Genomic DNA, 22,131 nt, shown 5'->3' with positions numbered 1-22,131 from the left:
GCCCCGGCGGGCGCAAAACCTGCCGGGGCATTTATTCTGGATTGCGCTTACTGTGCGTTGTTGAACAGGGAGAAGGCGCGGTAAGCCATGTACAGGTCGTTCTTATGGATGACCTCAAACGGAGAGTGCATGGACAGCACAGGCACACCGATATCCAGCACGGGAATGCCGCGGTTTGCGACATACTTGGCGATGGTGCCGCCGCCGCCCAGATCCAGACGGCCCAGCTCACCGATCTGCCATGCAACGTTGCCGTTGTCCAGCATCCGGGTGATATCACTGACCAGCTCAGCGCAGGCATCGCTTGCGGAGCCCTTGCTGCCGCCGCCGGTGTACTTGAAGATGGCAATGCCGCGGCCTGCATAAGTGCCGTTCATAGGCTCGAATGCACTTGCCCAGGTGGGATCGTAGGCAGCGGTCACGTCAGCGGACAGGCAGACACTGTGACGGAAGGCCAGGATATCATCCTGACCGGCGGCACGGCAGAGCTCCTGCATGAAGTGGAAGGCGTACATGCTCTGCATACCGGTCACGCCGTCGGAGCCGATCTCTTCCTTATCGGTCAGAACGCAGACAGTGGTGTAAGTGGGGTTCTTGGTCTCGATCTCGGCCATCAGTGCAGGATAAGCGTCCACACGGTCATCGTGGCCATAGCCGCCCACCATGGAGCGGTCGAAGCCAACGTCGCGGCTCTTGTAAGCCGGGGTGATCTCGATCTCAGCACGCATGAACTCCTTCTCGGTGATGCCGTACTTCTCGTTGAGCAGGATCATGGTGTTCAGCTTGACAGCTTCCTTGACGTTCTCGTCATCAACAGCGTCGGAGCCGATGAGGATGTTCAGCTCCTCAGCCTTGATGCCGTCCTTCAGGGGACGGGCGTTCTGCTCGGCACCCAGATGGGGCAGCAGGTCGGTGATGCAGAAGACGGGATCGTTCTCATCCTCGCCCACACGGACGGTGACGGTGGAGCCATCCTCACGGGTGAACACGCCGTGGATGGACAGAGGGATAGTGCCCCACTGATACTTGCGGATACCACCGTAGTAATGGGTCTTGAAGTAGCTCAGGTGGTCGGACTCATACAGCGGGGTGGGACGCAGGTCCAGACGAGGGCTGTCGGTGTGGGCAATGACCAGATGGAAGCCATCCTCAAAGCTCTTGGTACCGATGGTGGAAGCCACCACAGCCTTGTTGCACTGGACAAAGTAGATCTTGTCGCCGGGCTTGTAGGTTTTTTTCGGGTCGAACTGCTGGTAGCCTGCATCCTTGAGCATCTGCTCGCTCTCGGCGGCGACCTCGCGCTCGGTCTTGCCTGCATCCAGGAACTTCTTGTAGCCCTCGGCAAAGTCGTGGGCCTTCTGCTTCACGTCAGCGTCCTTATCGGCGACGTAAGCAGGCTTATAGAGCAGCTTTTCAGCCAGCTGCTGGTTCGGAGTTTTTTCTGCCATAGAATTTCTCCTGCCTTTCTCTTTCGGTATTCCTAAATATTTCAAACCGGCGCAAGCCGGTTCAAGCGGGTTTACAGCCTGCTCAGGCTCCGTACAGCTCGGTGTACTTGGCATAGCAGGCGGTGATCTTTTCCACATAGTGGTGCATCTGGTTATAGGGGAAGCCCGACAGGGTCAACCCGTCCTCCGAGTGTTCTTCCTTCTGGAGCAGGGCATCCACGGTGCCCCACCCGCTGTGGTAGGCTGCGGCGGCCGTGGAGATATCGCCGTTGTAACGCACCAGGCAGAGGTGGATGTAATAGCATCCAAAGCGGATGCTCACATCAGGGTCGTACAGGTCGCCAAAGGAAACCTCCTCCCCCAGGCCCAGCTTACTGCGGAGCCAGAGGAAGGTCTCCTCCGTCATCTGCATCAGGCCGCGCGCATCGACACTGGAAGTTGCGCCCGGGTCAAAGCCGCTCTCGGTGCGGATGAAGGAATAGACCAGCAGCGGGTCAAGGTCATACTCGGCGGCGTACTGCTCCACAAGGTCGTTGTATTTCCGCGGGTAGAGCCGCTGTTCCACCTGACGGCGCACCGGCGGCAGCGCCAGCAGGACCACACAGAACAGAAAGAGCAGGACCAGCGTTTTCAAAAACTTTTTCAAAGCGAAGTGTCCGCGCCCCCTTTCCGTGCACCCTCAGCCTGCAGCTGCTCACAGAGCGCCGCTGCCGCCGCTTCCAGAGAAGCAAGGTCAGCATCGTTGCGCAGGACAAGATCGGCCCTGGCAAGCAGGACTTCTTCCGGGGTCTGGGCGTTGAGCCGCCGTGCCGCCATCTCCGGGGCGATGCCGTCCCGGGCCGCAATGCGGGCCACACTGGTGGCAAAGGGCGCAGTGACCACGCAGAGATGGTCGCACTCTTTTTCCGCATCGGTGCCCACGATCACGGCTCCGTCTATCACAAAAAGCGGTGCTCCGGCTTCCCGGGCGGCCTGCTTCAGTCTGCAGACCCGCCGGATGATCTCTGGAAGCACGAGGGAATCCAGAGCAGCCTTTCCTTCCGGCGCAGCAAAGGCGCGGTCTGCCAGCAGGCGGCGATTCAGGCTGCCGTCGGCATACAGAATATCTGCCCCGAACTGCTGGGCCAACACTGGCAGCAGCGGAGAACCGGGCAGCAGGATCTCGCGGGAGATCTGGTCGGCATCCACCAGCGGGACACCATGGGCGGCAAACACCGCCGTCACAGTCGATTTGCCGCAGCCGCTGCGGCCGGTGATCCCAAGCGTGATCATAGCTGGATCACCCGGAACGCTGCCGCTCGGATCAGGCGGTTGTACACTGCCATGGACAGGCCGTCCTTTTTCGGGCAGCGGGCATAGACCACCCCGTCCCCCTGCTCATCCAATGCACGCAGGCTGCGGAAGATATGCTTTGCCTGATCGGCACCATCGCCCTCTCTGCCATACTCCACGCAGGGCCAGCCAAGCTTTTCGGCCTCACCGGTAAAGCAAAGGCAGCTGGGGTTCTGGTTGGCATGGGCATCCACATAGGCTTTGAACTGCTCAAAGGTGCCGTCCAGCAGGGTGACATCTGCCTTAGGGGCGTAATGCTTATACTTCATGCCAGGGCTGCGGACAACAGCACCCTCGGGCAGCTTTTCGAGGATGGCCTTGGAGACCTCGACCTCCTCACCCAGAGCGCGCTCCAGATCTTCCAGCGTGATATGGCCGGGGCGGAACAGGGTGGGCTTTTCGCCTACCACAGAGATCACGGTACTCTCCACACCCACATCGCACTCGCCGCCATCCAGGATCAGGGGCAGACGGCCATCCATATCGGTGAACACATCCTGTGCGTTGGTGGGGCTGGGCTTGCCGGAAAGGTTCGCGCTGGGGGCCGCAAAGGCGCAGCCGCTCTGTGCAATGACAGCCCGTGCCACCGGGTGGCTGGGCATCCGGATGCCCACCGTGTCCAGACCGGCACAGCACTCCGCGGCCACCTCCGGGCCGCGGGGCATGATGATGGTCAGAGGGCCGGGGCAGAACGCGGCCATCAGCAACTGGGCACGCTCGGGCACCTCGCTGACAAGGCCAGGCAGCATCTCTGGGCCGGTGACATGGACGATCAGGGGGTTGTCCTGCGGGCGGCCCTTGGCCACAAAGATCTTTGCGACTGCCGCGCCGTTGCGCGCATCGGCGGCAATGCCGTAGACCGTCTCGGTGGGCAGGGCCACCAGCTCCCCTCTGCGCAGCAGATCAGCTGCTTTGGCGATTGCTTCGCCCTCAGCAGGTAAAATTTCAGTTTTCATTTTCATACGATTCATCGTTCTTTCTATCTGTAAAGTATAAATACTTTTCAACCGTTAAATCAACGCAAGTGCGTTATTCTTTTCATCGCAGTATCATTCGGCCTGTGCGTTGAGCTGACGCAGTTTTTCGGCCTGTTCATGGGTTGCCAGTGCATCAATGATCTCGTCCAGATTTCCGTCCATGATCTTATCCAGATTGTGGACCGTCAGGCCGATGCGGTGGTCGGTGCAGCGATCCTGCGGGAAGTTGTAAGTCCGGATCTTCTCGCTGCGATCACCGGTTCCCACCTGCCCCGCGCGGTTGGCATTGATGGCATCCTGCTGTTCCTTCTGCTTCTGGGCCAGCAGGCGGCTGCGCAGGATCTCCAGCGCCTTATCCTTATTCTGGAACTGGCTGCGCTCGTTCTGGCACTCCACCACCATTCCGGTGGGGATGTGCGTGACCCGGATGGCGCTGGACGTTTTGTTGATGTGCTGGCCGCCCGCACCCGAGGAACGGAAGGTATCAATGCGCAGATCCTTGGGGTCGATGACAAGATCCACCTCTTCGGCCTGCGGCATCACCGCCACGGTTGCCGTGGAGGTGTGGATGCGGCCCTGCGTTTCGGTCTCGGGCACACGCTGGACACGGTGCACCCCGCTCTCATACTTGAGCCGGTTATAGGCCCCTGCGCCGTTCACAGCAAGGATAGCTTCCTTGATACCGCCCAGCTCCGTCTCGTTGAGGTTCAGCACCTCCAGCTCCCAGCCCCTGCTCTGAACGTACATGGTGTACATCCGCATCAGGCTGTGGGCAAACAGCGCGGCCTCTTCGCCGCCCGCACCGCCGCGCAGCTCCATGATGACGCTTTTATCATCGTTGACATCCTTGGGCAGCAGCAAAATTTTGAGATTATTTTCCAGCTGCGCCACTTCCTGACTTTTTTCGCCGATCTCCTGCTGTACCATTTCCTTGAAGTCCGGATCAAGGGTCTCGCCCTCGAGCAGGGCTTTGGCCTGAGCAAGATGATCCTGCGCCGTGATCAGGGCCTGATAGGCCTGCACCACGGGTTCCGCCTCGTGATACTCCTGCATCAGGCGGCGGAACAGTGCGGGATCTGCCGCTGTTTCCGGCTGGTTCAGGCGGATGGAAAGTTCTTCAAACCGGTGGCTGACAGCCTCCATTTGGGAAAGCAGTCTTGACATACTGTGCAGTTCTCCTTACATGACCCAATGGTTACTCGGCAGCGCCGGGCTTGAGCACTTTCTTGATGTTTTTTTCAATTTTCGCGCGGGGCAGCATGACCTCACGGCCGCAGCCCGTGCAGCGGATCTTGAAATCCATACCGACCCGGAGCACCTCGAAGCTGGAAGCTCCGCACGGGTGTTTTTTGCGGGTCTGGATGGTATCTCCCACTGCGATATCCATATTTCTTTTCCTCCTGCCGCCCCTTTGTGGGGCAGTACCCTGTGCAGCAGGTTTCCATGCCGCACATACAGATATAGTATAAACCAAACTCGTATAAAATGCAATTGTCCGCGCATAGAGATTTAATGCCGACACCTGCTTTGTGTGCCGACGTGCAGCGGAAAACGCTAAAATAACACAGAAAGAGGAACAAACCATGATGCAGACATTTCGTACTGAAGGCAATTACCGTTCCGCAGACCGGCTCAGCCCCGCAGAACTGCGCGCCGCCATCGCCAGCCGCGAAATTTTACAGAGCACTGCCCTTGCCTTTGACACCCAGCGCCAGCTCCGGTTCGACCTGGGCGGGGTAAAGGCCGTGATGCCCTTTGGCCAGTGTGCCGATGGGGCTGAGAGCGGCACCGTGCGGGACATCGCGGTGCTGACGCGGGTGGGCCGCCCCACCTGCTTTGTGATCGAAGGGATGGAGACCGGGGAAAACGGCCAGCCCTGCTACCTGCTTTCCCGGGCTGAGGCACAGCGGATGTGCAAGGCAGAGTATCTGGACACCTTACAGCCCGGGGACATCCTGCCCTGCACTGTGACCCACATCGAGCCGTTTGGTGCCTTTTGTGACGTTGGGTGCGGCATCAGCGCCCTGCTGCCCATCGACTGCATGTCGGTCAGCCGTATCTCCTCCCCTGCCGACCGGGTGAGTGTGGGCCAGCAGATCCTGTGCGCCATCAAAAACCGGGACGTGCAGGGGCGGTTCGTGCTGAGCATCCGGGAGCTGCTGGGCACCTGGGAGGAGAACGCCGCCGGGTTCACCGTGGGCGAGACCGTGGTGGGCATTGTGCGGAGCGTGGAGGAATACGGCACCTTTGTGGAGATCGCCCCCAATCTGGCCGGCCTTGCCGAGACCTGCCCCGACCTGCACCCCGGGCAGGCGGTGAGCGTCTACATCAAAAACATCCTGCCCGATAAAATGAAGATCAAGCTGGTCATCGTCAACCACAGCCTGGGCCAGAGCCACCGGTTCGACCTGCGCTATTTCATCACCGAGGGGCATATCGACCACTGGCTGTATTCCACCCCCGAAAGCCGCAAGCGCATTGAAACAGATTTTGCGGTTGCGGCTTGCAATCCTGTCTGAAACCCTTTATACTATAAGAAAGTGATTCTTTACGGCCTGCCCCGAGGCAGCGCCGGGCAGCAATTTGAAATGACAGGGGGATGTGCAGAACGATGGCCGCCAACGATGCTTTTACCGCCGGTGTTCGTCCCGGCGGGCTGACCGACAGCACGGAGATCCGGTTGCTGTTGTGTTATCTGGTGAAAAATGCCGGGCCGATCACCCGGACGGAGATCGAGAACGCGCTGATGGAAGAGCAGCTGGTCAACTATTTTGAGATCGGCTCCTGTCTGGATGATATCACCCGCCAGCAGCTGGTCACGCTGAAGGAAGATCGTTATTCCATCACCGAAAAAGGACGCAAGGTCGCGCAGGAGCTCGCCTATGACCTGCCCCGCAGTGTGCGGGAGCGCGCGGTGGCGGCGGTTCTGCGCAGCCAGACCTGGGCCCGCAAAGAGGCCGAGTACAGCGCCCGCATCACCGAAAAGCCGGACGGCCACTGCTCCATCCGCTGCACCATCAAGGCACTGGATCAGGAGCTGTTTTGTCTGGACATCGGCACGCCTGACCGGCTGAGTGCCGATCTGGTCAAGAAGCAGTTCATCCTCAAGGGCAACGAGATCTATCAGATGCTCATCACCAAACTGACAGAGTAACAAAGAAACGGGGCTGTTGCAAAAACAGTCCCGTTTCTTTTAGTTCCAGCACGCTGCTGTGATCAGTTCCAGCACACTGCCCGCAATGCAGCGGGCCTTATCCGAGATGAGGAAGCAGTTTTCCAGCTCCGCACGGCGGGGGTCCACATCAGCCACCTTGAACCCTTTGGTCACCGGGTAGCCATCCCGCAGCAGACCCCGCAGGATGCCGGAGATCTGTGTGATCACCGGTAAACGCTGGCTGTCCGGCGTTTCGATCTCGGCCACAGCCTCGCCCGCCTCCACAAAATCAGCGATAGAATGCAGGTTGCGGAAGATGCCCGCGGCCTGCGCATGGAGCACACGCTCAGCACCATAGCCGCCGATGATGCCCGGCACGCCGGAGTTTGGCGCGGCAGATCCTTCCCGGATGATGCGGCCCAGCTTGTGGCCGCGCTTGGTCTCCACCACCACGTCCACATCCTGCCCCGCCGTAAAACCGGGGCCAAGGGCAATGGTCAGCGGAGCCATTTCCCGGGTGGTGCCCAGATTTTTCTTTGCGATGATGGCATCCACCAGAACAGCAGGCCTTGCCTGCGGCAGGCAAGCACCCGTGGGGTCTATCAAAATCGGCACGGCGTTCTGTGCCCAGACGGCATCGGCATCCGCCAGCGTCTCCACCCGGATGCCCCGCATTCCTTCCACAGCGGTCTCGCCTTCGTAAACAGCCTCACAGAGAGACACCTGCCGACGGATGGCGGCAGGATGGGATGTTTCCAGCACCAGCACCCGCAGCCCTGCCGACCAAAGCCGATGCACAACACCGGTGGCAAGGTCTCCCCCGCCCCGAACAACGATCAGGTCATCACGCTTCATGGCTCATCCCTCCGGTTCCACACGCTGCAAAAAGACTTCCATGGAGCCGCCGCAGGCCGCAATGGCCGCGGCATCGCTGGCCCCCTCTGTGGTAAAGGCGGCCAGCCTGCATGGGGCAGCCCCTGGCTCCAGCAATTCCCGCGCCAGCTGCTGGGTGCGGTACTCCATGATGCCGCCGCCCACGCTGCCCACAGCAGAGCCATCGGGCAGGACCAACATCTTGGAGCCTTCCTCCCGTGGCGTAGAGCCATGGCGGCCTACGATGGTCGCCAGCACCGCCGGGACGGTCTGTTGTTCCAGCGCGGCCAGCAGCGCCGGGGAAAAGCCCTCGGTCTGCTGGCGGCTGTTTTTCACGGAGACGATCTCCGCAAGAATGGAAAGTGCGATCTCCTGTGCGGTTTTTGCGCCAATGGAAAGCCCAATGGGCGCGTGCAGGGCATCAATGCGCTCTTGCGGCAGCCCCAGCTCAGCCAGCTGTGTGTGCACCAGAGCCGCACGCTTCCGGCTGCCCATCATGCCCACATAGGCGGCGGGCTTTTGCAGAATAGAACGCAGGCAAGCAATATCACAGCTGTGGGCACGGGTCACGACCACAAAGTATGTCTCCTGCCCGCCGGGGATCTGCGCAAGACCCTCTGCAAAGGGCAGGCAGAGCACAGCATCGGCCCCGGCCTGACGCAGCTCCTCCGCAAACTCGGGGCGGTCCTCCAGCGCTGTGACCGGCAGGCCCAGCAGCTTTGCCAGCCGCACCACCGACGCGCCCACATGGCCGCCGCCGCAGACCACAAGCTGCGGGGCCGCGCCAAAGCGCTCCACAAAAAAGCGCTGTCCGGCTGATTTCAGAATTCCACTGGAGGTCACAGCGGCCAGGGCAGGCAGATGCTCCCCCCAGAACGCAGGCAGTTCCTCCGGCCAGACCGGTGCTGTGTTCCGCAGCAGGACACGTTCCCCCTGCGCCGGGCCTTCCAGCACCGTGGCCAGCAGAAAATTTCCCTCCCGGTCATGGAGTGCGTTGAAAAAAGAACGGTTTCCCATCCAATTCTCCTTTATTTGTTATTGTTCTACCACCGCTGCGGCATCATAGGCAGCGGGGTCGATGCGGCTCTGCCACAGCAGCCAGTCCTCGGGCGGCATCCGCCACGCAAGGCCGCACCCGGCAGAGAGTTCCCGGGGCAGCGGAATGAGCCGCCCGGGGATGTGTTCCGCTTCGCAGTGTTTTTCCCATGCCATCGCTTCCACTGTGGTGCGGAAGGATAACACGATATAGGGTCTCTTTGCTCGCATCGTTTATTCCTCCGCCAGACTGCGCACCGCACAGGCAGCGGCAAGCGTCTCCTCCCGGGTGTTGGTGTGGGAGAAGCTGAACCGCACCACGCCCTGCTCCACGGTGCCCAGCGCCCTGTGCATCAGCGGGGCACAGTGCGCACCGGCCCGCACACAGATGCCGTACTCTTCCCAGAGCACATCCGCCACCCGGGCGGAATCCTCGCCCGCCAGGTTCAGTGAGACGATGGGCGCACGCGGCGCAGTGAAGTCACCATAAAGCCGCACACCGGGAATTTCCCGGACAGTTTCGTAAAACAGGCGTGCAAGCGCATTTTCTTTTGTTTCCAACGCTTCCACGCCCTGCGTCAGGAGCCAGCGCACCCCGGCCCCCAGCCCGGCGATTCCCGGCACATTCAACGTTCCGGCTTCCAGAGCAGTGGGCATTTCGACGGGGTGGCGTTCATCAAAGCTGTGGACTCCGCTGCCGCCCACCACAAGGGGGGCAACCTGCAGCCCGGGCCGGACATACAGCCCGCCGGTGCCCTGCGGGCCCAGCAGCGCCTTGTGCCCGGTAAAGCAGAGCACATCGATCCCCAGTGCCTGCACATCCACCAACATGGCACCCGCTGTCTGGGCGGCATCCACGAGAAACAACAGGCCGTGCTTTTTTGCAAAAGCGGACACGAACGCCAGGTCCGTGCGGTTTCCGGTGACATTGGAAGCACCGGTCACAACCACTCCCTTGGTGTTTGGACGGAGCAGCTGCTCAAACTGCGCATAGCAGAGCACACCGTTTGCGTCCACATCCACAAAGCTCACCTCAACCCCCTGCCTTTGGAGGCGGTAGAGGGGCCGCAGGACGGAATTGTGCTCGCAGACCGTGGTGATGACATGATCCCCCGGGCCAAAGAGCCCGTTGATGGCCGTGTTCAGCGCCTGGGTCGCATTGGATGCAAAGGCGATGCAGGCCGGGCCTTCGGCGTGGAAGAGCTGGGCCAGCGCTTCCCGGGTCTCGTAGACGACACGGGAGGCGTGCAGGGTGGGCGCATGGGCCCCACGGCCCGGGTTGCCCGCTGTCTGCAGAGCATCCAGCATCGCCTGCCCCACCTCCGGAGGCTTGTGCAGAGTGGTTGCGGCGTTATCAAGGTAGATCACGGCTTGACCACGTTCCCGGCGTTCAGCATCTTTTCAGCGATGACATACATATTGGTCACGCCGCCCACGGCCAGCTTCTCCGTTATGCCGTAGTAGTTCAGGCAGGTGCCGCAGGTCAGGATCTCCACACCCTCAGCTTCCAGTGCCTTCAGGTCTTCCAGCATGGGCGAACCCTCACAGGTCAGGGATGCGCCGCCGTTATAGAAAAGGATCGTCTTGGGCAGCTTGTCCTGCTGGGTCAGGGAGAACACGAAGGCCTTGAGCAGGGTCTTGCCCAGCTCCTCGGCCCCCTCCCCCATCTTGTCGGACGCGATGACCACCACTGTATCGGTGCGGGCATCCGGGATGCAGGTTTCCGCTTCTGCCTGCTGTTTCACCTTGCCCGGCACAGCGGTTTCCGCAGCGGGCGTGTCCTTGATGGTAAAGCGAACACGGTATTCCTGTTCGGCCAGTTTTTCGGAGCTGGACAGATAGCCCTTCTGCTGGGCCATCTTGGTCAGGTTCTGGACAGCAATTTCATTGTCCACCAGCACTTCCACCTCGCCGGGGCCGTGCAGCTCTGCAATGGCCTTTTTGGCCTTGACCACGGGCAGCGGACAGGCATCTCCACGGGCATCGATCTTGATCATCGGTTGTTCCTCCATCATTCGTATGTTACTGTGATCTCCGGTGTCTGCTTTTCCCCAATGGTGCCCACGATTTTTGCGGGCAGACCCGCCGCCTGCAGCTCTGCTTCCAGGGCAGCGGCATCCTGCGGGGCCACGGCAAACAGCAGGCCGCCGGAGGTCTGGGGATCAAACAGGATCTCTTCCATCGGGAAGGGCACTTTTTCAAACCGGACAAAGGGCCCGGTATGATTACGGTTGCGCTGACCGGCGGCGGTGTACAGGCAGGCATCTGCGGCCTCCCACGCACCGGGCAGCACCGGCACCGCATGGGCATCGATGACGCAGGAGAGCTTCTCCCCCATCATCTCGTGCAGATGGCCCAGGAAGCTGAACCCGGTCACATCCGTGGCGGCGTGCACCTCGTACCTGCGTGCGATCTCTGCCGCCGTTTTGTTCAGGGTGGCCATGGAACGGACTGCTGCTTCCATCTGTTCCGGAGCGGCTTCGCCCACCCGGTTGGCGGTGCAGATCAGCCCCACGCCAAGCGCCTTGGTAAGAAGAAGTTTGTCGCCCGGGCGGCCGGTATCGTTGGCCGTCAGGCGGTGCGGGTCTACCAGACCGGTCACCGACAGGCCGTACTTCACGCCGGTATCGGCAATGGAGTGCCCACCCGCCAGCGTGCCCCCGGCTTCGGCCACCTTTTCGGCACCGCCGCGCAGGATCTCTCCCAGCACATTCAGATCCATGCTCTCGGGGAAGCAGACAAGATTCAGTGCCGTTTTGACCTCACCGCCCATGGCGTAGACATCGCTCAGGGCATTGGCTGCGGCGATCTGCCCGAAGGTATAGGGGTCATCGACCATCGGCGGGAAGAAATCCACCGTCTGCACCAGAGCAATGTCCTCGGTGATGCGGTAGACGGCAGCATCGTCCCGGCTGTCGTAGCCAACCAGAAGGTCGGGGTCTTTTTCGCCCCGGGGCAGCTTTTCCAGAATGCGGCTCAGTACCCCGGCCCCCAGCTTGGCGGTGCATCCGCCGCCGGTGCAGAAGACAATGGGGCCTTGTTCTGCCATTTCATGCACGCTCCCTTTCATCAAAATAAGTCAACACGCCCTGCACCTCATATTTTTCGCGCAGGAGCGCGAGGGTCTGTTCGCCCGCGGCAATGCGGGCGGGGGCATCCGCCTGATTGAGCACCACAGAAAAACGGCGGTTCCCTACCAGTTTTCGTCCCCCCTGCTCACTGGCCAGCAGCCTTGCCAGCAGCTCCGGGGTCAGAAGCGTTTCGGGGGCTGCGCCCAGCAGGGCGCAGGCCTGCTTCAGCCGGAAGCAGACCTCCCGCAGAGGTCTGCCCAGCGCAGACAATCCTGCCACGGCCAGCACGATATCGCTTTCCGGCAGCAGCACCGGTTCATGGGCCGCCGGAACTTTGCAGGGCATCCGTTTTGCACCGTCCGCTTCCAGAAGAACCATATCCGCCTGTGCCATCCAGCAGGTCAACTGCTCCGGCGGCAGGGCGGTCAGCTTGCCCTGCTCTGCCGGGACACCGGCCACGGCATATTGCCCTGCCGCCCAGAGGGACGCAAGAGCGGCTTCATCTGCGGCATAATTCTCCCCCGGCTGCCGGATGTGGGTGGTGGTGCTCACCAGCACCCGCCAGCCTTTGGCGGCACAATGCCGGGCAAAGGCATAGAGCAGGGTGGTTTTTCCGCCGCCGCCCACCAGCGAGACCACATGGCCCTTTTCTGCCAGAAACGGAAATTGTTTTTCCGAAAGCATCAGCGGTTTTCTTCCACCGCCATGGCGACCTGCTCCGGGGTGATGGGCAGCTCGTAGAAGCGGGTGCCGATGGCATTGTAGATGGCATCCGCGATGGCGGGCAGCGGGGTATTGATGACCACCTCACCGATGGATTTTGCACCAAACGGGCCGTTGGGCTCGTAGCTGCTCTCAAACTCCACCCGGATGTGGCCGATGTCCACACGGGCGGGGATCTTATACTGCATAAAGGAATTTTCCATCGGCCAACCCTTGGCATCGTAGGTGATGTTCTCGGTCAGGGCCATGCCAATGCCCTGCAGAATGCCGCCCTCGGCCTGCACACGGGTCAGGTTGGGGTTGATGGGGGTGCCGCAGTCCACGCAGGCGGCATAATCCACCACCTTGACCTCGCCGGTCTCCTTATCCAGCTCAATTTCAGCTGCACCGACCATGTAGGGCGGGGGCGAAAGGGGCGAGGTGTGGGTCTCGGTGATCTCCAGCGGCACCATGTGGCCGAACTGGGAGGCGAAGGCCACCTCAGAGAGAGAGACCCTCTTCTCAGGGTCTGCGTTCAGGGAGACGAACTTGCCGTCAAAATCCACAGCATCTTCGGTCGTCTGGAGCAGCTCCGCGCCCAGCTTGCAGATCTGGCCGCGCAGCCGCAGGGCGCACTTTTCCACTGCCTTGCCGGTGACATAGGTGGTAGAGGAAGCGTAGGAGCCGGAGTCATAGGGCGAGGTATCGGTATCCGCGCCAAAGACGGTGATATTGTCCAGGTCACAGTCCAGCACCTCGGCGGCGATCTGAGCCAGCGTGGTGTCACAGCCGGTGCCCATATCGGCAGCGCCGATGATGAGGGAGTAGAACCCGTCATCGTTTACCTTGAGGGTGGCACTGCCCACATCCATGCCGGAAATGCCGGAGCCCTGCATGGCCATGCCCATACCCACGGCACGCACCTTGCCATTGCCAAGGTCGCGCACAGGGTACTTGTTGTCCCAGTCGATCATCTCGTGGACTTTTTTCAGACAGCGATCCAGCGCGCAGCTGGTGTTCACAGCGCCGTAATAGGCGGGCATCACATCGCCCTCTTTGACGATGTTCATTTCACGGATCTTGAAGGGGTCCATGTGGAGTCTGGCGGCCAGCTCGTTGACAGCAGATTCCACCGCAAACAGGCCCTGGGTCGCACCATAGCCGCGGTACGCACCGGCAGACATGTGGTTGGTGTAGACCACGTCGCTGACAAAACGGAAGGCTTGGGCCTTGCCGTACAGCGGGATGGACTTGTGGCCGGAAAGGCCCACCGTTGTGGGGCCGTGCTCGCCGTAGGCACCGGTGTTGGACAGGGTATAGAGGTCGATGCCCTTCACGATGCCGTCCTTGGTGGCACCCAGACGGACGTGCATCTCCATCTCGTGGCGGGGCGAAGATGCGGTCTGGCTCTCTTCGCGGGTGAAGATCAGCTTACAGGGCTTCTTGGTCTTCCAGGTAACAAAGGCCGGATAGATGGCCGAGACCGCCGTCTGCTTGGCACCAAAGCCGCCGCCGATGCGGGGTTTGATGACGCGGATCATGGATTTGGGGATGTGCAGGGCGTTTGCCACATTGCGGCGGGTATGGAACACGATCTGGGTCGAGCTGAGGATGTTCAGCCGTCCGTACAGGTCCATCCAGCAGCAGGTGCGGAAGGTCTCCATCATGGCCTGCTGGCAGGCCTTGGTGTGGTAGACACGGTCGATGACAACATCGCACTTTGCCAGCACGGCATCGATGTCGCCGTCGCCGCACGCATCGTGGGCACAGAGATTGCGCTTGTTGTCGGCACCCACGGGGCTCAGGCTCTCCCAGTTGTCCTCCGGGTGGACAAGGATGGGGTTATCCTTCGCAGTGTGGAAATCCAGCACCGGCTCCAGCACCTGATACTCCACCTTGATGAGCTTCATGGCTTTCTCGACACACTTCTCATCCTTGCCCACCACAATGGCCACCACGTCCCCCACAAAGCGGACGTGGCGGTCAATGACCAGGCGGTCGTAGGGGCTGGCTTCGGGGTAGGTCTGGCCGGCCTGCGTGTAGCGGCGGGCGTTCTGGTCCACATCCTCCCAGGTGAAGATAGCCTCGATGCCGGGCACCTTTTTGGCCACGGACGTGTCGATGCGCTCCACCATGGCGTTGGCATGGGGTGAGCGGTACAGCTTGACGATCAGGCAGTCTGCCGGGGCCAGATCATCCATGTAAACGGGCTTGCCGGTCACAAGCTGCATGGCATCCTTTTTGCGGAATGCTTTGTTGACGTTTTTCATTCGGCACCCTCCTGTTTTGCTTTCTTCCAGGCGAGGAAATTCTGGATGCCCCGCAGCTGGCCCTCGTAGCCGGAGCAGCGGCAGAGGTTGCCCGCGAGATATTCCTTGATCTCCTCCTCAGTGGGGTATTCCTTTTCCCGGAAGAGGGCGAGAGCGTTCATAATAAAGCCCGGGTTGCAGAAGCCGCACTGCTCCGCACCCTGATCGGCGATAAAAGCACCGAACTCAGCAGCCTCCTCCTGCAGGCCCTCCAGCGTGGTCACCCTGTGGCCGTCGGCACGGGCTGCCAGCACAGAGCAGGACAGCACCGGCACATCGTCCAGAAAGACGGTGCACAGGCCGCAGTTGGAGGTCTCACAGCCGCGCTTGACACTGTAACAGCCGTGTGCGCGGACAAAATCGATGAGCAGGGTGTCCGGTGCGGCCTCTGCCGTGATCTTGGTTCCGTTCAGAATAATATTCACCTGCATCTTGTCTCACCTGTTCCCTTCCAATTTCAGCACAGCGCGCTTGACCAGCACCCCGGCCAGATGATTGCGGTATTCCGCACTGCCGCGCATGTTGCTCTCCGTCCGGATGTTTGCCCGCACCTCAGCGGCAAAGCGGGCGGCGGTCAGCTCCGGCGTTTCGGCGGCATTGGGCTGCAGGGTATACAGCACTGCCTTGCCGGGCCGGGCACCAATGGCGACCCGGAAACCCCCGGCCGTTTTCGCGGCGGCACAGGTCAGCACCGGGAAATCCGTCTGGCTGTTGCGCACCGACTGGTAGCAGAATGCTGCCTGCTCTTTCGGCACGATGACCCGCACCAGGATATCCCTGTCGTACGGGCGCTGGGCATACTCCAAAAGCGGCACGATACCGCCCTTGTAGAGCTCCACCGAAGCGTTCAGGGCCAGGAACATGGTCAGAACATCGGAAAAGCCAAAACGGCTGTAAATGCTGCCGCCCACGGTGGCAAGGTTGCGCAGCTGCACACCCACAATGTGGCGCACAGATTCCCGCACAGCGCCGTCCGTGTAGGCATTGAGCCCCTCGTGGAGCTCGATCTGCCGCAGGGGCACCATGGCCCCGATGGAAAAGCCCTCGGCCGTTTCCTCAATTTTGTCCAGCCCAAGGCCTGACAGGTCGATGGCGGTGCCGACATTGATGTTCTCCATCTTGAGCCAGATCATGCCGCCGATGACCCGATTGTTTCGCTTCTGGTTGAGCTGCCAGGCTTCCTCGAGGCTTTCGGCCCGTTTGTATTCCCGGATCGTCATCATACGCAGTACCTCTCTTTTTTCGATTGCTACTTTTATTTTATCACAAAATCCCTTATAATGCCACTGGAAAGACTGCCGCAGATCCGGCAGATTCAGGAGGAATGATTTTATGGCAGAGTTGTGCAGAAAGAACGCCCGCCCTCCGGTGGGATGCGTCATCATGGCATCGGGGCTGGCCCGGCGGTTCGGCTCCAACAAGCTGCTGGCCGATTTCAGGGGCCGCCCCCTGCTCTGCCGGGCGCTGGAGGTCACCGCCACCCCCGCCCTTGCTGCCCGGGTGGTCGTGACCCGCTCTGCCGAGGTCAAGGCCCTGTGTGACGCACAAGCCGTTCCCTGCCTGCTCCACAGCCTGCCGGGCCGGAACGACACTGTTCGGCTGGGGCTGGAGGCGCTGCTGGAGCAATGCCCCGGTCTTGCAGGCTGCATCTTTCTGCCCGGAGATCAGCCCCTGCTGCAGCGGGAGACGCTGGAAGCGCTGATCACTGCTTTTGCCCAGACACAAAAAGAAACAGAGCGGGCGATCTTCCGGCTGGGAGCCCGGGCCGCAGATGGCCCGGACACCGTTGTCGGAAGTCCCGTTCTGTTTGGATGCGGATATTTTCCCACTCTGCGCACCCTGCCCGAGGGCAAGGGCGGCAGTGTTGTGCTCAAGGCTCACCCTGAGCAGGTACAGATCGTTTACGCCCAGCGGCGGGAAGAACTGCTGGATGCAGATACGCCGGAAGCTCTGGAGGAGCTCTCCGCCATTGCAGCGCAATGGTGCGTCACCTGACAGGAGAGGCAAGGACACTTCTTGGCTCCCTTGTCAGGGGAGCTGTCACCGAAGGTGACTGAGAGGGTTATTCGGCCTTATCGTCCTTGGGCAGCAGCACGTTCAGCACAATGGCCACAAAGGCTGCGGGCACGATGCCGCTCTCGCCGCAGATCAACTGGAAGAACTGGGGGGTGTGTGCCAGGATGCTGGCATTGGCACCCATGCCGTAGCCCACGCCCAGTGCAACGGAAACGATGGTCAGGGTGCGCGGGGTCATCTTTTCCTTGGTAATGAGCTGAATGCCGGATACCACGATGGAAGAGAACATCATCACGGCAGCACCGCCCAGAACGGCCTGCGGCATGATGGAGACCAGTGCGCCCAGCTTGGGGATCAGGCCGCAGAGGATCAGGAAGATGGCACCGGTGGCCAGTGCACCGCGGTTGACGACCTTGGTCATGGAAACCAGGCCCACGTTCTGGCTGAAGGAGGTGTTGGGCAGAACGCCGAAGCAGGCGGCAAAGGAAGAGCCCAGGCCGTCGCAGATGACACCGCCGGACAGCTCCTTATCGGTGGCCTCACGGCTCATGCCGCCCTCCATCACGCCGGAGATATCGCCCACGGTCTCCACAGCGGTGACGATGAACATGATCAGCACGGGCAGGATGGCGCGCATATCAAAAATGATCTTGACAGGGACCAGCTTGGGGATGGCAAACCAGTCGGCCTGTGCCACCTTGCTCCAGTTCAGCACCCATGCCTTGGTGAACTCCACACCCTCGGCAGTGACACCGGTGGTGGGCAGGACAAAGCCCATGATAAAGGCTGCCAGATAGCCCGCCACAATGCCGATGAGGATGGAGGAAGAACTCAGGAAGCCCGTGGTCCAATGCTTGAAGAACAGGATCACCACCAGCACGAATACAGCCAGCAGCAGGTTTTCCGCGGAACCGAAGTCCTTGGCTGCGTTGCCGCCGCCAAAGGAGTTGACACCCACGGAGATCAGGGACAGACCGATGGACAGCACCACCGTACCGGTGACCACCGAGGGGAAGAACTTGCGCAGGGGCTTGAGGAAGAAGCCCAGCACAGTCTCAAACAGGCCGCCCAGAATGGAAGCGCCCATGATGGCACCGTAGGCCAGCACACCGCCGCCCATGGAAGCAGCCACACTGTTGAACACGCCCAGGAAGCCGGAGCTGGTGCCCATGATGATGGGAACCTGACCGCCCACAGGGCCGATGGAGAACAGCTGCACCAGCGTGACCACACCAGCCACGAACATGGCGTTCTGCAGCAGGCTGACCTGCAGGTCAGCAAACTCACCGCCTGCAAGGCCGCAGGCACTGGTGATGATAAGAAGCGGGGTCAGGTTGCCCACGAACATGGCAAATACATGCTGCAGGCCCAGCGGGATGGCCTGGCGAAGGGGCATCTTGGCATCAAACTGGTATGCACCCTTCTCCAACTCGATATTTTTGATCATAACTTCTCCTTTATCTAAAAGGCTTTTTTACACGACAAAAATTATTATAGCAGAGCCTTTCTCAAATTGGGAGAGGTCCGGGATATTTTTTGTTCATTTTTAGTTCATAAGTCATACTTTAACTTTAAATTGTTCTTCTACAAAGTACAAAATCGGATGGATCAGCCCCCTGCTCCCGGCACCAGAAGCCTTTGAGGCGCATCAATGGCCGTGGTGCCCTCTGCAAGGTCGTTGGCGGCCAGCATCTGGGCCGGGGAGACATGGAACCGCTTGGCGATGGCAAACAGCTCCTCCCCCGCCTGTGCATAATAGATGCGCAGGCTGATCTCCGGGTCTGCCGGGGTCAACGGCTCTCCCAGCGCGATGGAGCCAACGCAGGTGTTCCCGCTCCGCTGTAGGATGGCCCCTTCTGCCTTGACGGAAAGGTTGACCTCCAGTGTGCCGTTTGCGCAGACACAGCGCAGGTCCTCGGCACGGAGCCAGCACTCCGGGATCAGCTCCGCGTCCGAGGGCAGCTCCCGCCCCAGCGGCAGGGCAAGCTCCAACACCTTTTCATAGCTTTCCAGCTCCGAAAGGCTGTTCTCCCCAAAGGCAGTCACGGTCACCCGGCTGGTCAGATCCCAGTTGTTTTCCCTGTATGCCAGCAAGGCCGGGCCAAAGGAGGCAAAGCAGGCCAGAATTTTAGCCCCAGCGTCCGGCAGAGGGCCGGAGCCGGTCAGGGTTACGGTCTCATCCAGGGTGCAGGCCAGCGATTCCGTCTGTACCGTCTGCGGGGTCTGTTCTGTCTCAAATTTCGTGGAGAAGGCATCCGCCACGCACTGCAGCTGGTAGGGCCTCCACGCCCGCAGGCGCAGCATCAGGTTGGCGGTCAGGCGGCCGGGTTCCTCCCCTTCTCCCTCCGTGAGCGTAAAGCCCACCGGCTCGGCCACACAGAGGCAGCGGCAGTCCTCGCTCAGGCCGTCCACATCCAGCACCTGATTGAAGTTCAGGTTCACGCTCTGGCTTTGCAGTGCCGGGTCGTCCTCGGCACGCCAAGCGCAGGAAACGACCAGCCCGCCCTTGGCAACGGCTTTTCCGTTCAGGAGCTTGAGGTCTCCGACAGAGGCATTGCCGCTGAGGTCCAAAACGGCGGCGGGCGGCGTGGGAAAGCGGATCTCGCCCTCGACCGTGACCAGCTTTTCCAGCACAGCGGCACGCCGCACCCCGGAAAGGGTGACCAGTTTCTGCTCCACCCCGCCATCCGACAGAGCCGTGATGACATCTGTTTTGACCTGCGTATGCACCGATACCACCAGCCCATACGCCCCCCGCACCTCGATGCGGCGCGGGTTGACAGTGCGGCAGTTCAGATATTCGGTCTGGCCTTCCACCTGCACGGCCCATGCCGTGAAGACGAACTCCGGCAGATCCAGCAGCTTGGTAAAAGGGAGCTTCTGCTCGGTCTGGCACAAGCCCGCCCCATCTTCCCCCTGATAATAGACCACACAGCGCAGATATCCCTCCAATTGCAGCTTGCCGGGCTGCAGCCGCTTTTGCAGCACCACCGGCCTGACAAAGCACTTGACCAGCTTGAACACCGGTGGCAGATAATCAGAGATCAGGATCTCTGTTTCCAGCGGCAGCTCTGCCTTAAGGGTACAGTTTGTCCCCGCCGCCGGCAGGGCATCCCGAAAGATCTTCAACTCCATGGTACGCGCTCCTTTCCTGTCCGCTCTTGGTGTCATTTTATTCCGGGAACAGGTGGGATAGAACGAAGCTACTTTCCGGAGACGCAAAAAGCCGCCGCACAGCGTTTCCACTGCGCGGCGGCCTTATCACAATCAGGGTTCGGGGAAAATCAGGTGCTTATTCAGCAGCCTTGGCAGCCTCGATCTGCTTGATCAGCTCGGGAACGACCTTGAACAGATCGCCCACGATGCCGTAGTCAGCAACACCGAAGATGGGTGCGCTCTCGTTCTTGTTGACAGCGATGATGCACTCGGAATCCTGCATACCAGCGGTGTGCTGGATGGCACCGGAAATGCCCAGAGCAACATAGATCTTGGGGTGGACCGTCTTACCGGTCTGACCGACCTGATGGTCAGCGGTCATCCAGCCTGCATCGGTAACGGCACGGGAAGCACCCACAACGCCGCCGCCCAGTGCAGCAGCCAGCTGCTCAGCCAGCTCGATGCCCTTGTTGACATCCTTGCTGATGCCGCGGCCAACGGAGACGATGACATCGGCACCGATCAGATCGACCAGCTTCTCAGCAGCCTTCTCGACGCTCAGGACCTCGGTCTTGATGTCGGCAGCGGACAGCTCGAAAGCGGGCTTGACGATCTGGCAGGCATCAGCCTTGGCCTGATCGAAGGGAGCCTTCTTCATAACGCCGGGGCGCACGGTGGACATCTGGGGACGGAAGCGGGGGCAGATGATGGTAGCCATCAGATGGCCGCCGAATGCGGGACGGGTCATCTTCAGGTTGCGGTCTTCCATATCGAACTTCTGCTTGGACAGGTCGATGGTGGAGCTCTCCTTCAGGAAGTCGATGTACTTTGCAGTGTCGATGTCCAGGTGGGTAGCATCAGCGGTCAGGCCGGTGTGCAGGCGGGCTGCGCAGCGGGGGCCCAGATCGCGGCCAATGTTGGTGGCTCCGATCAGCAGGACCTCGGGCTTGTACTCGTTGACCATGTCGCAGACGACCTTGGCGTATGCGTCCGTGGTGTAATCCTTCAGCAGGGGGCTGTCGCAAACCATGACCTTATCAGCGCCATAGCCGCCCAGCTCCTTGGCAATGCCGTCCACGTTATCGCCCAGCAGCAGGCCGGTGACTTCGCAGTTCAGCTCATCAGCCAGCTTGCGGGCCTCGCTGACCAGCTCGAAATCGGTGGGCATCAGTTTGCCCTGGCGCTGCTCACAAAAGACCCAAACGCCCTTGTACTCGTTAAAATCAGCCATTGTAATCCTATGCTCCTTTCATCAGATCAGGTGCTTCTTGGCCAGGATACCTGCCAGCTGTGCGGCGGTGTCGTCGCCAGTCAGCATGGTGCCTGCGCCCTTCTGCGGAGGAGTGAAGGACTTAAAGACGTTCGTCGGAGAACCCTTCAGACCGATGGTATCGACCTCGATCAGCGGATCGTCCTTCAGAGCGTTGTAATCGAACACTTCCATGGGCTTGTCGTAGCAGGTGAAGATGCCATTGACGCTCATGTAACGGGGCTGGTTCAGCTCCTTGATGCAGGTCAGCAGGCAGGGAGTCTGCACCTTGACCATCATGTAGCCGTCTTCCAGCATACGCTTCACGGTCAGAGTGTTGCCATCCTTCTGGATGTCGGCCACATAGGTGACCTGGGGCAGATGCAGCTTTTCAGCGATCTGGGGGCCGACCTGTGCGGTATCGCCATCGATTGCCTGACGGCCGCAGAACACAACGTCTTCGGGGCCAACGCCGATCTTATTGACAGCAGCAGCCAGGATCTGGCTGGTTGCAAAGGTATCGGAACCGCCGAACTCACGGCCGGAGACCAGAACAGCCTTGTCCGCGCCGCGGGCCAGCAGCTCACGCAGCATTCCCTCGGCCGGAGGAGGACCCATGGTGATGACAACGACTTCGCAGCCGGTAGCGTCCTTGAGCTTCAGAGCAGCCTCCAGAGCGTTCAGGTCATCGGGGTTGGTGATGGTGGCCATAGAGGCACGATCCAGAGTACCGTCTGCCTTGACGGCGACTTTGCCGGAGGTATCAGGAACCTGCTTTACACAAACAATTGCTTTCATTGTAAATCTTA

The 22,131-nt window shown here is 60.7% G+C and carries 23 protein-coding genes; 3 read left to right on the top strand and 20 right to left on the bottom strand.

The window, feature by feature from the left end; all coding sequences use genetic code 11:
* Positions 1 to 47: 47 nt before the first annotated feature.
* The 6 genes from ACKXGA_RS01595 to ACKXGA_RS01570 all read right to left on the bottom strand — a co-directional run bounded on the left by ACKXGA_RS01595 (position 48) and on the right by ACKXGA_RS01570 (position 5,144).
* The gene (locus ACKXGA_RS01595) at positions 48 to 1,448 is read right to left on the bottom strand and encodes an aminopeptidase (RefSeq protein WP_423729921.1); all 1,401 of its coding nucleotides are present in this window, start codon (positions 1,446 to 1,448) and stop codon (positions 48 to 50) included.
* 82 nt (positions 1,449 to 1,530) lie between these two features.
* On the bottom strand, positions 1,531 to 2,094 hold the full coding sequence (locus ACKXGA_RS01590) for a lytic transglycosylase domain-containing protein (RefSeq protein WP_423729920.1): 564 nt from the start codon (positions 2,092 to 2,094) through the stop codon (positions 1,531 to 1,533).
* Positions 2,091 to 2,720: a dephospho-CoA kinase gene (gene coaE / locus ACKXGA_RS01585; RefSeq protein ID WP_423729919.1), complete on the bottom strand. Its 630-nt coding sequence runs from the start codon at positions 2,718 to 2,720 to the stop codon at positions 2,091 to 2,093. The genes ACKXGA_RS01590 and coaE overlap by 4 nt, the downstream gene beginning before the upstream one ends.
* Positions 2,717 to 3,742 (bottom strand): L-threonylcarbamoyladenylate synthase, encoded by a 1,026-nt coding sequence (locus tag ACKXGA_RS01580; RefSeq protein ID WP_423729918.1) that lies wholly within the window; start codon positions 3,740 to 3,742, stop codon positions 2,717 to 2,719. The genes coaE and ACKXGA_RS01580 overlap by 4 nt, the downstream gene beginning before the upstream one ends.
* Positions 3,743 to 3,829: 87 nt before the next feature.
* The gene (prfA, locus tag ACKXGA_RS01575) at positions 3,830 to 4,921 is read right to left on the bottom strand and encodes a peptide chain release factor 1 (protein WP_423729917.1); all 1,092 of its coding nucleotides are present in this window, start codon (positions 4,919 to 4,921) and stop codon (positions 3,830 to 3,832) included.
* Between the two features lie 31 nt (positions 4,922 to 4,952).
* Positions 4,953 to 5,144, bottom strand: a complete 192-nt coding sequence (locus tag ACKXGA_RS01570) for a DUF951 domain-containing protein (RefSeq protein WP_005932779.1) — start codon at positions 5,142 to 5,144, stop codon at positions 4,953 to 4,955.
* A gap of 196 nt (positions 5,145 to 5,340) precedes the next feature.
* On the opposite strand from ACKXGA_RS01570, the gene ACKXGA_RS01565 reads away from it, so the two are divergent.
* The gene (locus ACKXGA_RS01565; protein ID WP_117476792.1) at positions 5,341 to 6,276 is read left to right on the top strand and encodes a S1 RNA-binding domain-containing protein; all 936 of its coding nucleotides are present in this window, start codon (positions 5,341 to 5,343) and stop codon (positions 6,274 to 6,276) included.
* A gap of 92 nt (positions 6,277 to 6,368) precedes the next feature.
* On the top strand, positions 6,369 to 6,911 hold the full coding sequence (locus ACKXGA_RS01560; RefSeq protein ID WP_097771065.1) for a DUF4364 family protein: 543 nt from the start codon (positions 6,369 to 6,371) through the stop codon (positions 6,909 to 6,911).
* A gap of 39 nt (positions 6,912 to 6,950) precedes the next feature.
* Here ACKXGA_RS01560 and yqeB read toward each other — a convergent pair whose 3' ends face one another.
* Genes yqeB through ACKXGA_RS01510 form a run of 10 tightly spaced genes read right to left on the bottom strand, consistent with a single transcriptional unit; the run spans position 6,951 to position 16,124 of the window.
* On the bottom strand, positions 6,951 to 7,766 hold the full coding sequence (yqeB, locus tag ACKXGA_RS01555; protein ID WP_207696899.1) for a selenium-dependent molybdenum cofactor biosynthesis protein YqeB: 816 nt from the start codon (positions 7,764 to 7,766) through the stop codon (positions 6,951 to 6,953).
* A 3-nt stretch (positions 7,767 to 7,769) separates the two neighbouring features.
* Positions 7,770 to 8,801 (bottom strand): XdhC/CoxI family protein, encoded by a 1,032-nt coding sequence (locus tag ACKXGA_RS01550; protein ID WP_242699249.1) that lies wholly within the window; start codon positions 8,799 to 8,801, stop codon positions 7,770 to 7,772.
* A gap of 18 nt (positions 8,802 to 8,819) precedes the next feature.
* A complete protein-coding gene (locus ACKXGA_RS01545) occupies positions 8,820 to 9,050 on the bottom strand; it encodes a DUF3343 domain-containing protein (RefSeq protein ID WP_156061249.1) in 231 nt (76 codons plus the stop codon).
* Between the two features lie 3 nt (positions 9,051 to 9,053).
* Entirely contained in the window at positions 9,054 to 10,187 is a 1,134-nt protein-coding gene (locus ACKXGA_RS01540) for an aminotransferase class V-fold PLP-dependent enzyme (protein WP_207696900.1), read from the bottom strand.
* Positions 10,184 to 10,816, bottom strand: coding sequence for a sulfurtransferase-like selenium metabolism protein YedF (gene yedF, locus ACKXGA_RS01535; RefSeq protein ID WP_035394061.1), 633 nt, complete (start codon positions 10,814 to 10,816; stop codon positions 10,184 to 10,186). The genes ACKXGA_RS01540 and yedF overlap by 4 nt, the downstream gene beginning before the upstream one ends.
* 14 nt (positions 10,817 to 10,830) lie before the next feature.
* Positions 10,831 to 11,868 carry a selenide, water dikinase SelD gene (selD, locus tag ACKXGA_RS01530; RefSeq protein ID WP_249260036.1) on the bottom strand — a complete coding sequence of 346 codons (1,038 nt, stop codon included), beginning with the start codon at positions 11,866 to 11,868 and terminating at the stop codon, positions 10,831 to 10,833.
* Position 11,869: 1 nt separating this feature from the next.
* On the bottom strand, positions 11,870 to 12,574 hold the full coding sequence (gene yqeC / locus ACKXGA_RS01525) for a selenium cofactor biosynthesis protein YqeC (protein ID WP_249260035.1): 705 nt from the start codon (positions 12,572 to 12,574) through the stop codon (positions 11,870 to 11,872).
* Complete coding sequence (locus ACKXGA_RS01520; RefSeq protein ID WP_249260034.1) at positions 12,574 to 14,862, bottom strand: xanthine dehydrogenase family protein molybdopterin-binding subunit; 2,289 nt, start codon at positions 14,860 to 14,862, stop codon at positions 12,574 to 12,576. The genes yqeC and ACKXGA_RS01520 overlap by 1 nt, the downstream gene beginning before the upstream one ends.
* The gene (locus ACKXGA_RS01515) at positions 14,859 to 15,332 is read right to left on the bottom strand and encodes a (2Fe-2S)-binding protein (RefSeq protein WP_097771056.1); all 474 of its coding nucleotides are present in this window, start codon (positions 15,330 to 15,332) and stop codon (positions 14,859 to 14,861) included. Before ACKXGA_RS01515 ends, ACKXGA_RS01520 begins: the two co-directional genes overlap by 4 nt.
* Before the next feature lie 6 nt (positions 15,333 to 15,338).
* The gene (locus ACKXGA_RS01510; RefSeq protein ID WP_156057935.1) at positions 15,339 to 16,124 is read right to left on the bottom strand and encodes an FAD binding domain-containing protein; all 786 of its coding nucleotides are present in this window, start codon (positions 16,122 to 16,124) and stop codon (positions 15,339 to 15,341) included.
* 109 nt (positions 16,125 to 16,233) lie between these two features.
* On the opposite strand from ACKXGA_RS01510, the gene ACKXGA_RS01505 reads away from it, so the two are divergent.
* Positions 16,234 to 16,896: a nucleotidyltransferase family protein gene (locus ACKXGA_RS01505; protein ID WP_423729916.1), complete on the top strand. Its 663-nt coding sequence runs from the start codon at positions 16,234 to 16,236 to the stop codon at positions 16,894 to 16,896.
* 67 nt (positions 16,897 to 16,963) lie between these two features.
* Here ACKXGA_RS01505 and ACKXGA_RS01500 read toward each other — a convergent pair whose 3' ends face one another.
* The 4 genes from ACKXGA_RS01500 to acrB all read right to left on the bottom strand — a co-directional run bounded on the left by ACKXGA_RS01500 (position 16,964) and on the right by acrB (position 22,120).
* Complete coding sequence (locus ACKXGA_RS01500) at positions 16,964 to 18,364, bottom strand: uracil-xanthine permease family protein (protein ID WP_117476801.1); 1,401 nt, start codon at positions 18,362 to 18,364, stop codon at positions 16,964 to 16,966.
* Between the two features lie 161 nt (positions 18,365 to 18,525).
* On the bottom strand, positions 18,526 to 20,052 hold the full coding sequence (locus ACKXGA_RS01495) for a DUF3794 and LysM peptidoglycan-binding domain-containing protein (RefSeq protein ID WP_423729915.1): 1,527 nt from the start codon (positions 20,050 to 20,052) through the stop codon (positions 18,526 to 18,528).
* 157 nt (positions 20,053 to 20,209) lie between these two features.
* Positions 20,210 to 21,304, bottom strand: a complete 1,095-nt coding sequence (acrA, locus tag ACKXGA_RS01490) for an acryloyl-CoA reductase electron transfer subunit beta (RefSeq protein ID WP_005932752.1) — start codon at positions 21,302 to 21,304, stop codon at positions 20,210 to 20,212.
* A gap of 21 nt (positions 21,305 to 21,325) precedes the next feature.
* The gene (gene acrB / locus ACKXGA_RS01485) at positions 21,326 to 22,120 is read right to left on the bottom strand and encodes an acryloyl-CoA reductase electron transfer subunit gamma (RefSeq protein WP_005932750.1); all 795 of its coding nucleotides are present in this window, start codon (positions 22,118 to 22,120) and stop codon (positions 21,326 to 21,328) included.
* Positions 22,121 to 22,131 lie beyond the last annotated feature (11 nt).

This window comes from Faecalibacterium hominis (ex Afrizal et al. 2022) (assembly GCF_049545105.1).
GTDB classification, from domain to species: domain Bacteria; phylum Bacillota; class Clostridia; order Oscillospirales; family Ruminococcaceae; genus Faecalibacterium; species Faecalibacterium duncaniae.
This window is presented reverse-complemented; position numbering and strand designations above follow the sequence as displayed.

Bases quoted from the DNA above. Each gene is read 5' to 3' on its own strand.
- ACKXGA_RS01595 (WP_423729921.1), bottom strand. From the start codon at position 1,448: ATGGCAGAAAAAACTCCGAACCAGCAGCTGGCTGAAAAGCTGCTCTAT.
- coaE (WP_423729919.1), bottom strand. From the start codon at position 2,720: ATGATCACGCTTGGGATCACCGGCCGCAGCGGCTGCGGCAAATCGACT.
- ACKXGA_RS01580 (WP_423729918.1), bottom strand. From the start codon at position 3,742: ATGAAAATGAAAACTGAAATTTTACCTGCTGAGGGCGAAGCAATCGCC.
- prfA (WP_423729917.1), bottom strand. From the start codon at position 4,921: ATGTCAAGACTGCTTTCCCAAATGGAGGCTGTCAGCCACCGGTTTGAA.
- ACKXGA_RS01570 (WP_005932779.1), bottom strand. From the start codon at position 5,144: ATGGATATCGCAGTGGGAGATACCATCCAGACCCGCAAAAAACACCCG.
- ACKXGA_RS01565 (WP_117476792.1), top strand. From the start codon at position 5,341: ATGATGCAGACATTTCGTACTGAAGGCAATTACCGTTCCGCAGACCGG.
- ACKXGA_RS01560 (WP_097771065.1), top strand. From the start codon at position 6,369: ATGGCCGCCAACGATGCTTTTACCGCCGGTGTTCGTCCCGGCGGGCTG.
- yqeB (WP_207696899.1), bottom strand. From the start codon at position 7,766: ATGAAGCGTGATGACCTGATCGTTGTTCGGGGCGGGGGAGACCTTGCC.
- ACKXGA_RS01550 (WP_242699249.1), bottom strand. From the start codon at position 8,801: ATGGGAAACCGTTCTTTTTTCAACGCACTCCATGACCGGGAGGGAAAT.
- ACKXGA_RS01545 (WP_156061249.1), bottom strand. From the start codon at position 9,050: ATGCGAGCAAAGAGACCCTATATCGTGTTATCCTTCCGCACCACAGTG.
- yedF (WP_035394061.1), bottom strand. From the start codon at position 10,816: ATGATCAAGATCGATGCCCGTGGAGATGCCTGTCCGCTGCCCGTGGTC.
- selD (WP_249260036.1), bottom strand. From the start codon at position 11,868: ATGGCAGAACAAGGCCCCATTGTCTTCTGCACCGGCGGCGGATGCACC.
- yqeC (WP_249260035.1), bottom strand. From the start codon at position 12,574: ATGCTTTCGGAAAAACAATTTCCGTTTCTGGCAGAAAAGGGCCATGTG.
- ACKXGA_RS01520 (WP_249260034.1), bottom strand. From the start codon at position 14,862: ATGAAAAACGTCAACAAAGCATTCCGCAAAAAGGATGCCATGCAGCTT.
- ACKXGA_RS01515 (WP_097771056.1), bottom strand. From the start codon at position 15,332: ATGCAGGTGAATATTATTCTGAACGGAACCAAGATCACGGCAGAGGCC.
- ACKXGA_RS01510 (WP_156057935.1), bottom strand. From the start codon at position 16,124: ATGATGACGATCCGGGAATACAAACGGGCCGAAAGCCTCGAGGAAGCC.
- ACKXGA_RS01505 (WP_423729916.1), top strand. From the start codon at position 16,234: ATGGCAGAGTTGTGCAGAAAGAACGCCCGCCCTCCGGTGGGATGCGTC.
- ACKXGA_RS01500 (WP_117476801.1), bottom strand. From the start codon at position 18,364: ATGATCAAAAATATCGAGTTGGAGAAGGGTGCATACCAGTTTGATGCC.
- ACKXGA_RS01495 (WP_423729915.1), bottom strand. From the start codon at position 20,052: ATGGAGTTGAAGATCTTTCGGGATGCCCTGCCGGCGGCGGGGACAAAC.
- acrA (WP_005932752.1), bottom strand. From the start codon at position 21,304: ATGGCTGATTTTAACGAGTACAAGGGCGTTTGGGTCTTTTGTGAGCAG.
- acrB (WP_005932750.1), bottom strand. From the start codon at position 22,120: ATGAAAGCAATTGTTTGTGTAAAGCAGGTTCCTGATACCTCCGGCAAA.